10 protein-coding genes are annotated in these 13616 nt (G+C 52.6%); 9 read left to right on the forward strand and 1 reads right to left on the reverse strand.

What is annotated here, in order from left to right:
* Positions 1–105: 105 nt before the first annotated feature.
* The 9 genes from EBA_RS11335 to EBA_RS11375 all read left to right on the forward strand — a co-directional run bounded on the left by EBA_RS11335 (position 106) and on the right by EBA_RS11375 (position 12673).
* Positions 106–684: a beta-class carbonic anhydrase gene (locus EBA_RS11335; RefSeq protein WP_192374818.1), complete on the forward strand. Its 579-nt coding sequence runs from the start codon at positions 106–108 to the stop codon at positions 682–684.
* 325 nt (positions 685–1009) lie between these two features.
* Positions 1010–1342, forward strand: a complete 333-nt coding sequence (locus EBA_RS11340) for a hypothetical protein (RefSeq protein WP_192374819.1) — start codon at positions 1010–1012, stop codon at positions 1340–1342.
* A gap of 542 nt (positions 1343–1884) precedes the next feature.
* Positions 1885–3279 carry a CmpA/NrtA family ABC transporter substrate-binding protein gene (locus tag EBA_RS11345; RefSeq protein WP_192374820.1) on the forward strand — a complete coding sequence of 465 codons (1395 nt, stop codon included), beginning with the start codon at positions 1885–1887 and terminating at the stop codon, positions 3277–3279.
* Between the two features lie 89 nt (positions 3280–3368).
* Positions 3369–4382 (forward strand): ABC transporter permease, encoded by a 1014-nt coding sequence (locus EBA_RS11350; RefSeq protein ID WP_192374821.1) that lies wholly within the window; start codon positions 3369–3371, stop codon positions 4380–4382.
* 46 nt (positions 4383–4428) lie between these two features.
* Positions 4429–6153: an ABC transporter ATP-binding protein gene (locus EBA_RS11355; RefSeq protein WP_192377261.1), complete on the forward strand. Its 1725-nt coding sequence runs from the start codon at positions 4429–4431 to the stop codon at positions 6151–6153.
* 31 nt (positions 6154–6184) lie between these two features.
* Positions 6185–7507 carry an alginate export family protein gene (locus tag EBA_RS11360; protein ID WP_192374822.1) on the forward strand — a complete coding sequence of 441 codons (1323 nt, stop codon included), beginning with the start codon at positions 6185–6187 and terminating at the stop codon, positions 7505–7507.
* Between the two features lie 61 nt (positions 7508–7568).
* Positions 7569–8792 (forward strand): NAD(P)/FAD-dependent oxidoreductase, encoded by a 1224-nt coding sequence (locus EBA_RS11365; protein ID WP_192374823.1) that lies wholly within the window; start codon positions 7569–7571, stop codon positions 8790–8792.
* 12 nt (positions 8793–8804) lie between these two features.
* Positions 8805–11483: a nitrate reductase gene (locus EBA_RS11370; protein ID WP_192374824.1), complete on the forward strand. Its 2679-nt coding sequence runs from the start codon at positions 8805–8807 to the stop codon at positions 11481–11483.
* A 17-nt stretch (positions 11484–11500) separates the two neighbouring features.
* A complete protein-coding gene (locus EBA_RS11375; protein ID WP_192374825.1) occupies positions 11501–12673 on the forward strand; it encodes an EAL domain-containing protein in 1173 nt (390 codons plus the stop codon).
* Position 12674: 1 nt separating this feature from the next.
* Here EBA_RS11375 and EBA_RS11380 read toward each other — a convergent pair whose 3' ends face one another.
* Entirely contained in the window at positions 12675–13607 is a 933-nt protein-coding gene (locus EBA_RS11380; protein ID WP_192374826.1) for a vWA domain-containing protein, read from the reverse strand.
* Between the last annotated feature and the right edge of the window lie 9 nt (positions 13608–13616).

The following is a 13616-nucleotide window of genomic DNA, read 5'->3' on the forward strand; positions in this document are numbered from 1 at the left end:
TCTTTAAACCAGGATTCCGCAAAGCTACAATGCCGCCCGGAGATAGTCGTTACCTCGTCTGGCTTGTCGTTCAGGCCAGACGTTTTTTCACCCACCGAGGTTTTTATGAGCAAAATCCACAACGAAGTACTGTTAGCCAACCGCGATTATGTATCCAGTTTCACCAAAGGCGATTTGGCTATGCCGCCGGCTCGTCAGTTTGCCATACTGACCTGTATGGACGCCCGACTGGACCCCGCCAAATATGCAGGATTATCCGAAGGTGATGCCCACGTGATTCGTAATGCCGGCGGCCGCGCCAGCGACGATGCGATCCGCTCCCTGGTTATTTCCTACAAATTACTCGGTACCAAGGAATGGTTTGTGATTCATCACACCGACTGCGGTATGGAAACCTTTACCAATGAAATCATGAGCGACTTGTTGTCCAGCAGCTTGAAAACCGCCAGCGTCGATGCCACCGGCTGGCATGATAGCGGTGCCGGCCCTGGCTCGACAGACGGTAAATACATCAACTGGCTGACCATCAAAAACCAAGCCGACAGCGTGCTGGAAGATGTTAAACGCATCAAAGCCCATCCACTGGTACCTGGCGACATCCCAGTATACGGTTATGTTTACGACGTAAAAACCGGCCGATTGATCGAAGTACCTGAAGCAACTGCAGCCGGCCAAGCCAGCTAGAGTCAGACTCCGCCGGGCCAACCGGGCGCTATGTTAATAGCGCCCTGTACCGCGCAGCAATCGGGTTTACCAAGGCCCTAAATCGAAGAATCCGCCGTGTATCCTCATCCTGGGTAGTCTTTCGCAAAATCAGTGGCGCCCGTATCGGTTGCAGCAGACTAGCCGGCAACATCATCCTGCCCTTACCATTCTTGCCATCGCGCCCTGAGCACATGGTTACCGATGACCCTGGAATCTGTAAGTATAAATGGCTAAAGTTGCACCCAACCTTGTTTTCAAACTGTACGGTTGCTATCGCGCGCGCTTAGCTTTAAGTTAAGCAACCATGAACAAATACAACAAGCTAATGTTCTGGATTCTTCTTGCTGGGCTGATTCTATTTACTGTCGCGTTTGGCATGCCTTTCTTGGCGCACATCAATTCCAGCAAGGTTCTTACGCTTGCCGGATGCGAACTTGCAGGCTTTGACAAGCAAGCGAGTTGCCCTGAAGGCGCCAACTTCGCAGCCCGTTTTATTCCCCTAAACCATTGGATGTCGCTATTTTTAGCTCCCATGATGTTTATCAAACAGTTTTGGGACATCTTGCTGGCTTGGATTAGTCTTATTGCCTACTTTGGCTACAACGCAATCAAACGAAGACAATCAATCACGCGGTAAGTAACCTGATTTGGTGCAATGGCGCGAGCACATTGCATTGAAGTAGCCCGCATATCCCAGCGATTATTAGAAACACCACTCTTTCCCGCCAATACCGTTAGGTTAAGCCGTTCGCTGAGCGGAGCCGAAGCGAATTGCCGGCTTCGGCTCCGCTCAGTCTGCGGATCACCTTATCGAAAAACACTTAACTTAACGACATGGCCCTTTGCACCACGCATGTGCAAAAAAACGACTGCTGTTTCAATAGAGTGCATCATTTTAAATTCCGCCTAGGTGCATTAACTAAATCCAAAAAAAAAAATCTGTAAAATAAAATCGTAACTAAATGTTATTTAAAGATTTTTTATATAGAAATCAGCAAAATTATTAAACTGGCATCAGGTTTGCTTAGAAATAAGCAATACTCCAGTGTAGGAGTCGTCAACAACTAACCCGCTCACTGTTGAGCAATAAAGACAAAGGCGTCTATTGGCCGATTTGCATGCAGATCAGCCATAGACGCCTTTTTTTTGGCCGATTTTTCTCAATTGACAGGAACCGACATGAAACAGAACCGCATTTTCACCCCCAAGACAATTGCCGCCGCATTTAGCTCGGTCGTCGCGCTGGGCATATTAGGTTTTTCCAACCATAGCTTCGCCGCCGGCAAACCGGAAAAAGAAGATTTGAAATTCGGTTTTATCAAATTGACTGACATGGCACCGCTGGCGGTAGCTGCGGAAAAAGGTTTTTTTGAGGAAGAAGGTTTATTCGTGCAATTGGAAGCGCAAGCCAATTGGAAAGTAGTGATGGACCGGGTAATCAACGGCGAACTGGACGGCTCACATATGTTGGCATCTGCTCCCCTGGGTTACAGTGCCGGCTACGGCGCCAAGGCGGATCTCGTCTCCGCCTTCAGCATGGGCTTTAACGGCAACGCCATTACCGTTTCCAACGACATCTGGAAACAAATGAAAGCCAATGTCCCCATGGAAGGTGGCAAGCCGGTACATCCGATTAAAGCCGACGCACTGAAGCCGGTTGTCGATAAATTTAAAGCCGAAGGTAAACCGTTTAACATGGCGATGACTTTCCCGCCCGGTAGCCACAACGTCAAACTGCGTTACTGGCTGGCTGCCGGCGGCATCAATCCTGGTTTTTATGCGCCACCGCAAGATACCTCCGGACAAATCAATGCCGACGCCCTGTTGGCGGTCACCCCACCACCACAAATGCCAGCCACGCTGGAATCGGGCACGATTTTCGGCTACTGCGTCGGCGAACCCTGGAATCAACAAGCCGTGTTTAAAGGCATCGGCGTACCGGTGATCACCGACGAAGAACTCTGGAAAGATACGCCGGAAAAAGTCTTCGGCGTGACCCAAGCTTGGGCGGAAAAATACCCCAATACCTATTTAGCCGTCACCAAAGCCCTGATTCGAGCCTCGATGTGGCTGGACGCGGAAAACAACAAAAACCGTAAAGAAGCCATCGAAATGCTCTCGCAAAAACAATACGTGGGCGCGGATGTTGATGTATTGGCAGCTAGTATGAACGGCACCTTCGAATATGAAAAAGGCGACAAACGCGCCTTACCTGACTTCAATACTTTTTTCCGCCATGGCGCCAGCTACCCTTCATACAGTAGCGCGGTCTGGTATCTGACCCAGTTGCGTCGCTGGGGCATGATCAATGAATATAAACCCGACAACTGGTACTTGGAAACCGCGAAAAAAGTCTATCGCCCTGACATTTACCTGGCAGCTGCAAAAGAACTGGTCGCAGAAGGCAAAGCCAAAGCCGAAGACTTCCCGGCCGACACCGGCATTAAACCTTCGCAAAACTTCTTCATCGACAAAATTCCTTTCGATGCCAACAAACCTAACGATTATCTGGCCAAATTTCCGATAGGTCTGAAAGGCAAACAAACCGTTTCCGGCGGCAAAATCGTCGATTAAACAAACTCTTGGTGGGTGCTCTAAACAGGATGTGCAGTGGTGCAAGGACGCATCTTTTTTACCGAGCCAACGATACGCGAGACACAAACATGACTAAGCAACTAATTAAATTCTTCAACATCACCGGCCTGACCTGGTTCGTGCCGTTTGTAAAAATTGCGGCCGGCGAAAACCCCGCTCAACAACTACGGCAAATGTGGCTGATCATGGGCGTGCCGATTATCGCCTTCATCCTGTTTTTGGGCTTTTGGAGCGTAACGGCTTCACACATCAATACCAGCCTGGGCGCAATTCCAGGGCCGGTTGCAGTTTGGTCGGAAGTCAGCGGGCTGGTGGCCGAGCATGCCGCCGAAAAAGCCAAAATGGCCGAGTTTTTTCAACGCCAGGAATTGCGTAACAAAGAAAAACTGGCCGAAGATCCCAAAGCCGAAATCAAGCCGCGTCCGTACACCGGCAAACCAACTTATCTAGACCAAATTTTCACCAGCCTGCGTACCGTGTTTGCCGGCTTTATCATCGCTACTTTGATCGCAGTACCGCTGGGCATCATCTGCGGTATGAGTCCGGTACTAAATACCGCGTTCAACCCGCTGATCCAGATTTTTAAACCGGTGTCGCCGCTGGCTTGGCTGCCCATCGTCACCTTGGTGGTCAGTGCCATGTATGTCACCGACGACGATTCCTGGTTTGCCAAGTCTTTTCTCACCTCGGCGATTACCGTAACGCTGTGTTCCTTATGGCCCACGCTGATCAACACCGCCGTCGGCGTATCCTCAATAGACCGCGACTTGGTTAACGTCGGCAAAGTGTTACGCCTGGATTGGGCCACACAGATCAAGCGCATCATCCTGCCCTCTGCCCTGCCCTATATTTTTACCGGTATGCGATTGTCCCTGGGCGTAGGTTGGATGGTATTGATCGCCGCCGAGATGCTGGCGCAAAACCCCGGTCTGGGCAAATTCGTCTGGGATGAATTCCAAAACGGCAGTTCCAACTCATTGAGCAGAATCATGGTAGCGGTATTCACCATCGGCATCATCGGCTTCATCCTCGACAGGGTGATGAACTCGCTGCAAAACCTGTTCTCGTTCCAAAAAATCTGAGGATGCCGTCATGAGCGCCGCCCAAGCAAAAATCATTGAGCTTTCCATGCACAAACAATCAGCAAGCACCGCCGTTCCAGCCAACGATGCCTATAAACCCTTGGTGGAACTGAAAAACGTCTGTAAATCTTACGGCGAAGGCAAAGACAAAGCCTCTATCCTGAAAGACATTAACCTGGATATTCGCGAAGGCGAATTCATTGCCATCGTGGGTTTTTCCGGCAGTGGCAAAACCACCTTGATATCGATGATCGCTGGTTTAATCCACGCCGACAGCGGCGAACTATTGAAACAAGGCCTGCCAATCACCGCACCCGGACCGGACCGCGGCGTGGTATTCCAAAACTATTCCTTGATGCCATGGCTGACGGTTTACGAAAACGTAGCACTGGCGGTAGACGCTATTTTCAAGGACTGGAGCGCCGATCAACGCCGGGCCCACACCGAAAAGTACGTCAAGATGGTAAACCTGGGCCGAGCGATGGACAAAAAGCCGGGCGAACTGTCCGGCGGCATGCGTCAACGCGTCAACGTCGCCAGGGCTTTGGCCGCCAATCCCGATATTTTATTACTGGACGAACCGCTCAGCGCACTGGACGCGCTGACTCGGGGCAATTTGCAGGACGAAATTCTGCAAATTTGGGAACAGGATAAGAAGACCGTCATCCTGATTACCAACGACGTCGATGAAGCCATTTACATGGCCGATCGGGTCATTCCACTCAAACCCGGCCCGGACGCCAGCTTCGGCCCGGCTTTTACTATCGATCTGGAGCGGCCGCGCGACCGCACCGCCCTGAACCATAACGAAGAATTTAAACGCTTGCGCGCCGAAATTACTCGTTATCTGATGGATATCGGCATGGAAAGCGCCGGCGGCGAAACCAGCGACAAAATCAAACTGCCGGACGTACGCCCCAATACCAGCAACGACTGGAAACTGGACACCTCGGCGTTAAAGCCTGCCGCCCGCGATTTGGGCAAAGCGCGCTATCTGGAGTTTGCCAATCTGTCGAAAACCTATCCCACACCCGACGGCAACAGCAGCGTCAAAGTGGTGGACGGCTTTGATATGAAAATGAAGAAAGGCGAATTCATTTCCATCATCGGCCACTCCGGTTGCGGCAAATCCACGGTGTTATCGATGACCGCCGGCCTGAACGAAATTTCCGAAGGCGGCATTATTTTGGATAATCGGGAAATCGACGGTGCCGGCCCGGATCGCGGCGTAGTGTTTCAAGCACCTAGCCTGTTCCCTTGGCTGACCGCATTCCAAAATGTAATGCTGGGCGTGGATAAGGTTTATCCGCATGCCAGCCAAGACGAACGCGACGACATAGTCGAATATTATCTAACCCGCGTCGGCCTGGCCGATGCGATGCATAAAAAAGCCGCCGACATGTCCAACGGTATGCGCCAGCGGGTCGGTATCGCCCGCGCCTTTGCCTTATCTCCCAAATTACTACTACTCGACGAACCCTTCGGCATGTTGGATTCGCTGACCCGCTGGGAACTCCAGGAAGTATTGATGGAAGTTTGGGAACGCACCCATGTCACCGCCATTGTGGTTACCCATGATGTCGACGAAGCCATTTTGTTAGCCGACCGCGTGGTGATGATGACCAACGGCCCACACGCCAAAATCGGCAAAATTCAGGAAATCGACCTGCCCCGGCCGCGCACCCGCAAAGCGTTGTTGGAACATCCCGATTACTACAAATACCGGGAGAGCCTGCTGACCTTCTTGTCCGAATGCGATCACACCCATTAATTTAAAACCGCTTGTTTCCCTAGGGGGCCTTATGCCGCAAAAACTCAAACGTCCAACCGGCAAGTTACCGGCGACACTATTATCACTAACCTTCGTCAGTCTGCCGGCCGCAGCCGACATCACCAAAGAAGTGGAAGATGCCTTGAATTTCTACCATTACGGCAGCAATGGCGCGGTAAAAATGGATTTGAACTACCGTTGGGAGAATGTCGATCAAGACAATGGCGTTAAAAAACCGTCGCCTAACGCGACCAAACCGCTGGAGACTGCCAACGCCAATACCGTGCGCTTACGCTTGGGATTTCTGACACCGACCTTCCATGACTTTCAAGGTTATGCCGAGTACGAAGGTTTGTATGCGGCCCAATCGGACTATGACCGGGGCGGTACCACCACAAACCGTGATAGAAACTATTCCGTCATCGCCGATCCGGCACGCAATGAACTCAACCAATTCTGGCTGAGTTACAAAGGTATCGCCGATACCTTAATCAAAGTCGGCCGACAACGTATCAAGTTCGACGACGATCGCTTCATCGGCAACGTCGGCTGGCGGCAAATGGAATCGACTTACGATTCGGTTTTAATCACGCATAACAACCAGACCTTATTTGGTTTGACCGCTAACGTCGGTTATTTGGACCATGTGCAAAACATATTCGGTGAAACCGAAACCTTGAACGCGCCCATTCTTAACCTGAATTACAAAGTCAGCGACTGGGGTAATTTGATCGGCTACGGCTACTGGCTGGATTACCGCGAACGCGCCAATTACTTCAAATCCTCGCAAACTTATGGCCTGCGCTTCGACGGTAAATCGCCGCAGTTCTGGGATACCGTCAACTTTCTGTATACCGCCGAATGGGGTAAACAATCCAATTACGCCGACAACCCCAACCATTACCAAGCCGACCGCATCAATTTGATGGGTGGTTTGACTGCGTTCAATGTGACCTTGCAAGGGGCGATGGAACAGCTGAACGGCTCCGGCCTGAATAAAACCTTTAACACCCCGTTGGGTACCAACCACGCCTTCCAAGGTTGGGCCGATATATTCATTAACCCGGTAGGGGCCAGCTCGCCCGCCACCATCGCCATGGGCCAAGGTATCCGCGACGTGTTCGCCACCGCCAGCTACAAGGCTATGAACGATAGCCTGATCTTCACCGGCGTGTTTCACGACTTCTCCGACGATACCGGCGGCGTCAAATTCGGTACGGAATGGGACTTCTCCGTGATGAAAAAATTCGGTAAGCATTACTCCTTACTCGCCAAATACGCGGACTTCAACACCAATAATGCGGCGTTCCCCGATACCCAAAAAATCTGGCTGCAAGCCAACGTCAGCTTTTAAGCGGCTGGGGGCGAATTGGAAATTCGCCCCCTATCATTCACCCCACTCATTCGGCAACAGCATGAAACTCAAATTGGTAGTGATAGGCAACGGCATGGCCGGCATGCGTACCGTTGACGAATTGATTCAGACCGCGCCTGGCCGCTACGACATCACCGTGTTCGGCGCCGAGCCGCACGGCAATTACAATCGCATCATGCTAACGCCGGTGCTGTTTGGCGCGAAAAGCATCGCCGACATCATGATTCACGATTTCGATTGGTATCTAAACAACCGGGTCACACTGTACTGCGGACCGGATAAGGCGGTGGTTAACATCGACCGCGAGCGCCGCTGCGTGATTGCCCATGACGGCACCTGTGCGTTTTACGACAAGCTGTTGATCGCTACCGGTTCCTTACCGTTGATGCTGGATATACCCGGCCGCAACGTCGAAGGCGTATTGGGCTTTAGAGACATCGCCGACGTGGAAACCATGATAGAAAAAGCCGCCAGCAAACGCCATGCGGTAATTTTGGGTGGCGGATTGCTGGGCTTGGAAGCTGCCAACGGCTTGCTGAAACGCGGTATGCAGGTCAGCGTCGTCAATCGCGCCGGCCATTTATTGAACCGGCAATTGGATAATAAAGCAGCGGCATTTTTACAGCGCCAATTGGCGGATAAAGGCATACAGTTTTATCTCGGAACCACTATTCAACGCATAGACAGCCGGGACGAGCATATCAGCGCGGTTGAGCTCAGTGACGGCAGCGTCTTACCGGCCGACATGCTGATTATGTCCACCGGCATCAAGCCCAATATCAGCCTGGCCAAACGCATCGGGTTGGAATGTCAGCACGGCATCGTGGTCGACGACAGCATGCGAACCAGCGACCCGGCGATCTTTTCGGTCGGCGAATGCGTGCAACACCGGGGCGAACTGTTTGGTTTGGTCGCGCCGGTCTACGAGCAAGCCAAAGTTTGCGCGCAACAATTGTCCGGACAAACCAACAGCCAATTTAAAACTTTATCGTCCGCCACCATGTTGAAAGTGACGGGTATCGATTTATTTTCGGTGGGCGATTTCGAAGGCGATAACGAATGCCAGACCCTGCAACTGATAGACCATGAGTTGGGCGTCTATAAAAAAATTGTGTTGCGCAATAATATTGTCGTCGGCGTAATTCTGTATGGCGACACCAGCGACAGCGCCTGGTATTTAAATCTGGTCAAGGATAAAACCCCGATTACCGCAATCCGAGACCGCTTGATGTTCGGCCAAACCTCGTTGGCAAATGCGGCATAACCAGATTTACACATGAACACTATCAAAACCACTTGCCCTTATTGCGGTGTCGGTTGCGGCATCGAAGCCACGGTAGAAGACAGCACCACGCACCGGGTTACCATCAAGGGCGACAGTACTCACCCGGCCAACTTCGGCAAACTTTGCTCGAAAGGCGCGACGCTCGGCGATACCGTTTCGCTGGAAAACCGTCTGCTCTACCCCAGCATCCACGGCCAACGGGTCGATTGGGATAGCGCTTTAAACCATGTCGCCGCACGCTTTAACGAGATTATCGAAAAACACGGCCCCGAAGCAGTGGCATTTTATGTCTCCGGCCAATTGCTGACAGAGGATTATTACGTCGCCAATAAATTGATGAAAGGCTTTATCGGCACAGCCAATATCGACACCAACTCCCGGCTGTGCATGTCGTCGGCGGTAGTTGGGTATAAACGCGCATTCGGGGCCGACACAGTGCCCTGCAATTACGAAGACCTGGAATTGGCCGAATTGATTTTACTGGTCGGCTCCAATGCCGCTTGGTGCCATCCGATTGCTTTTCAACGCATCCGTAAGGCCAAGGAAAACAATCCTAATTTAAAAGTCGTGGTGATCGATCCGCGCGCCACCGCCAGCTGCGATATTGCCGATTTGCACTTACCAGTCAAACCGGGCATGGACGCCTTGTTATTCAATGGCATTCTGGCGCATTTACAGCAAAACGGCCGGCTGGATCAAGCTTATATCGATGACCATACAGAAGGTTTTGCCGCAGCCGTGTCCGAAGCGCAACACAGTGCCGGCAGCATCGAACAAGTAGCCAGTGCTTGCGGATTAAGTTCGGCAGCGGTCGGCACGCTATTCGATTGGTTTGCCCATACCGAAAAGACCGTCACGGTCTATTCGCAAGGCATCAATCAATCCGGTTCCGGCTCGGATAAATGCAATGCCATCATCAATTGCCATCTGGCGACCGGGCGCATCGGCAAACCGGGCATGGGACCGTTTTCCTTCACCGGCCAACCCAACGCCATGGGCGGCCGGGAAGTCGGCGGTTTGGCGAATACCTTGGCCGCACACATGGATTTGGACAACCCCGAGCATGTCGATAGAGTTAGCCGTTTTTGGGGCAGCGACAAAATCGCCGACAAACAAGGTTTAAAAGCCGTGGCGATGTTCGATGCCATCGCCGCCGGCCAAATCAAAGCAGTGTGGATCATGGCCACCAATCCGGTGGTATCGATGCCGGACGCTGACAAAGTTAAACACGCTTTGCAACAGTGCGAACTGGTGGTGGTGTCCGATTGCATCGCCAACACCGACACCGCCCAACTGGCCCATGTACTGCTGCCGGCCACCGGCTGGAGCGAAAAAGACGGCACTGTCACCAACCTGGAACGGCGCATCTCCCGACAAAGGCCGCTGTTTCCAGCCTCCGGCGCAGCCCGGCACGATTGGTGGATTATTAGCCAAGTCGCGCAACGCATGGGGTTTAGAGAGGCGTTTAACTACGCATCCAGCGCCGATGTTTTTCGCGAACATGCAGCACTGTCGGCATTTGAAAACGATACCGAGCATCAGCTACGCGATTTCAACTTATCGGCTTTTGCCCGGATCGATCAGCACGACTTCGACGCACTGCAACCGGTGCAGTGGCCGGTCAGCGCCGGGCACACAGCAGGTACGGCCAGAATGTTCGCGGATGGTCAGTATTTCACAGCCAATCGCAAGGCTCGCTTCATCTCGATAACACCGCGTCCGCCGGTCAACGCGCCGAATGCCGACTATCCGTTTACCCTGAATACCGGCCGTTTACGTGACCAATGGCACACGATGACCCGCACCGGTCTGGCCGCCAAACTGACTGCGCATCGGCCCGAACCCTTTGTGGAGATACACCCGACCGATGCCGAGCGCCTAGGATTAGCGGCGCGCAGCCTGGCCAACATCCAAAGCCTTTGGGGTAACATGCTTGCTCGCGTCGAGATCAATCCGGGTCAGCAAATCGGTAGTCTGTTCGTGCCCATGCACTGGACCGGTCAAACCAGTAGCCATGGCCGAATGGGCGCGGTGGTCAACCCGGTTGTCGATCCGCACTCCGGGCAACCGGAAAGCAAGCAAACCCCGGTGCATATCAGCACTTGGCCGGCACAATGGTATGCAACGATATTATCTCGAAAGCCCTTGCACATCGAGGGTGCCGAGTATCAGGTTAAGGTGCGCGGCGAGCGCTACTTTCGCTACGAATTGGCTTCTACCGAAACCGGCAAGGACTGGCGGGTATGGGCACGCTCGTTACTCGCCGCTGAAGAGCAGCATATCGACGACAATTACTGGCTGGAATATAGCGACCAACAAGCAGGCTATTACCGCACTGCTTATTTGCTTGATCGCGAATTACAAGCCTGCTTATTTGTCGGCCCCAATAGCGAGCTACCCGAACCCGGCTGGCTAGGCAGTTTATTTGCCAAAACCGAGTTAAGCAGAGCTGAGCGCCTGAGTTTGCTGAGCGGCCTACCGCCCAAAGGTGAAACCGATATTGGCCGAATCGTCTGTTCGTGTTTCAATGTCGGCGAAAAATCCATCAAACAAGCGGTGCAAACCCAGCAATTGCAAAGCGTTGCCGACATCAGCGCCTGTTTGAACGCCGGCAGCGGTTGCGGTTCCTGTGTCGCGGAACTGAAGGAGTTTTTACCGAAACCCACTTAATTTGATACCAAGGGACGATGCAAGCTAAAACCCAGTTATTTCCATATTTTCAACCGATTATCTCGGTAGCCAGCGGCAAAATCGTCGGTTATGAAGCTCTGGCTCGCCAATACGACGGCAAAGGCAAAGTGGTATCGGCAGGCGCCCTGTTCTCTTCCGCCGATGTCGATGCCAAAACCCGTACCGAACTGGACAGGCAGGTGCGGTGGCAAGCCCTGGAAAAGTTTTCGGAATTGGCCGATACGCAAAGTTATCTCGCATTGAACATTTCCGCAGCCTGGATTGAAAACCTGCGGCAATTGAACACGCTGCCCACACTACGCATGTTGGACGAGCTGAATATCGATCGGCGGCGCATCATCGTGGAAATTTCCGATGCTCATGTCGATACGCAGAAATTGAAACAAATTGTGCGGCGTTATCGCAAACACGGTTTGAGCGTGGCTATCGGCGATTTCGGCGCCGGCTCCTCGCAACTGGAACGAGTCATCGCCATTCAACCCGACATCATCAAAATCGACATGCGCTTGTTCAAACTGGCGACCAAGGGCGGCATAGCTGGCGACATCATTCACATGATTTCGCGTCTGGGCAAACGTACCGGTTGCCGGATCATTTGCGAAGGCGTGGAATCCGACGAAGCGTTTTTATTCAGCCTAAACTGCGGCGCGCAATACATGCAGGGCTTTTTATTTGCTCAGGCCAAAGCCGATTTTCTGCCGGCAGATCTTTACGAGCAGCATATCGCCTCACTGCGCGGTAAGTTTTTGAAAAACACCTTGGCCAAGGTGCAAAAGAAAGTCAGCGCCATCAACACCAGCAAAGTCCTTATCTTCAAATTGGCCGACACCTTGCAAGATGACTTTAATCTGAACGAATTGGTCAGTTGGAATTTCACCGATAGCGGTGTGATTCGGTTTTATCTATGCAATAACCAGGGCGACCAAATTTCGCCGGATTTCAACTTCAAAGAAAACCAATGGTTTACCGATCCGCGTAAAATCGGTTTTAACTGGTCTTGGCGGCCGTATTTCTTTCAATTGCTGGCCTTGGAAAATTGCGGCGATAGCGAGCGTATAGTCACCTCTGAACGCTACCGCGATTTCGAAACCAGCCTGCTCTGTAAAACCTTGTCCTTACGCCTGGATAGCGAACGGATTTTGCTGGTGGATACCGTCGCTGGTGACTGATTTATCTGAAATACACCGCCGCTAACAGCAACAGCGCCAGGCCGGCATAGCGCCAACTTGTATCAACCAGATGCTGGCCCGGTTTGGCAAATTCGGCTTGCTGCAAGGCTTGATCCAGACTATCGGCATCGGTGAGGCGTCGATACTGCAAACCACTTTCGGCGGCGAGCTGGCGCAGATAGCTTTCGTGCAGCCGGCTCAGGTGTTCGTCACCGCTGGCGGCCTCGCTGCCGAACGGCGCGTTACGGGCGTTGTAACCCTGGATCTTTTCCGGGTTCAAATCCGATTCCCCAAACGACGAGCGATGCGGCACGTCTTCGGGTTTATAAAAACCCTGGCGTTGACCCTTGGCGTCGAACTTGGGGATGGGCGACAGTTGATCGCCGCCGACGCCTATGATGATGCCGGCCACCTTATCTTTCAGCGCGGATAAATCCGGTTTATAGCGCGGATTGGGCGGCGGCGCTTCCTGACCATCGCTGAAAAACACCAGAGTCTGATCCTGGTCTTTCAGCATCTCCAGGGTGCTCAGTAAACCGCTGGCGATGCGACTATCGGCGGCCCAGGCCATGCGCCAATCCAATGCCGCCAGTGCGGCGTCGATCTCGGCAAACCCCGAACACACTTCTATCGGTTCGAACAGCAGCGTCGAGCGGCGTTCGGTGAAGAGGCCCAAACCCACTTCCGAACCGCAAGGCAGTTTTAACAACTCCTGGCGCAACGCTTGTTTGACAAACTGCAAGCGGCCGACCGGCTGCCGCTCCAGCTGATAATCTTCGGTATTCATACTGCGGGTAATGTCGACAATGAATGTCAAGCGGTACAAGGACGCTGGCGCGCTGGTTTGCGGATGGAAAAACACCAGCAACAAACTCAGCAGCGCCGCCGCCAGCAGCCAGAAACGGTAATCCCTGAGATTGGGCGTTATGCTCATGTAGTGAAA

Origin of the sequence: Methylomonas albis (genome assembly GCF_014850955.1) — a bacterium.
Taxonomy (GTDB): Bacteria; Pseudomonadota; Gammaproteobacteria; order Methylococcales; family Methylomonadaceae; genus Methylomonas; species Methylomonas albis.

Bases quoted from the DNA above. Each gene is read 5' to 3' on its own strand.
- EBA_RS11375 (WP_192374825.1), top strand. From the start codon at position 11,501: ATGCAAGCTAAAACCCAGTTATTTCCATATTTTCAACCGATTATCTCG.
- EBA_RS11360 (WP_192374822.1), top strand. From the start codon at position 6,185: ATGCCGCAAAAACTCAAACGTCCAACCGGCAAGTTACCGGCGACACTA.
- EBA_RS11355 (WP_192377261.1), top strand. From the start codon at position 4,429: ATGCACAAACAATCAGCAAGCACCGCCGTTCCAGCCAACGATGCCTAT.
- EBA_RS11365 (WP_192374823.1), top strand. From the start codon at position 7,569: ATGAAACTCAAATTGGTAGTGATAGGCAACGGCATGGCCGGCATGCGT.
- EBA_RS11380 (WP_192374826.1), bottom strand. From the start codon at position 13,607: ATGAGCATAACGCCCAATCTCAGGGATTACCGTTTCTGGCTGCTGGCG.
- EBA_RS11345 (WP_192374820.1), top strand. From the start codon at position 1,885: ATGAAACAGAACCGCATTTTCACCCCCAAGACAATTGCCGCCGCATTT.
- EBA_RS11350 (WP_192374821.1), top strand. From the start codon at position 3,369: ATGACTAAGCAACTAATTAAATTCTTCAACATCACCGGCCTGACCTGG.
- EBA_RS11335 (WP_192374818.1), top strand. From the start codon at position 106: ATGAGCAAAATCCACAACGAAGTACTGTTAGCCAACCGCGATTATGTA.
- EBA_RS11370 (WP_192374824.1), top strand. From the start codon at position 8,805: ATGAACACTATCAAAACCACTTGCCCTTATTGCGGTGTCGGTTGCGGC.
- EBA_RS11340 (WP_192374819.1), top strand. From the start codon at position 1,010: ATGAACAAATACAACAAGCTAATGTTCTGGATTCTTCTTGCTGGGCTG.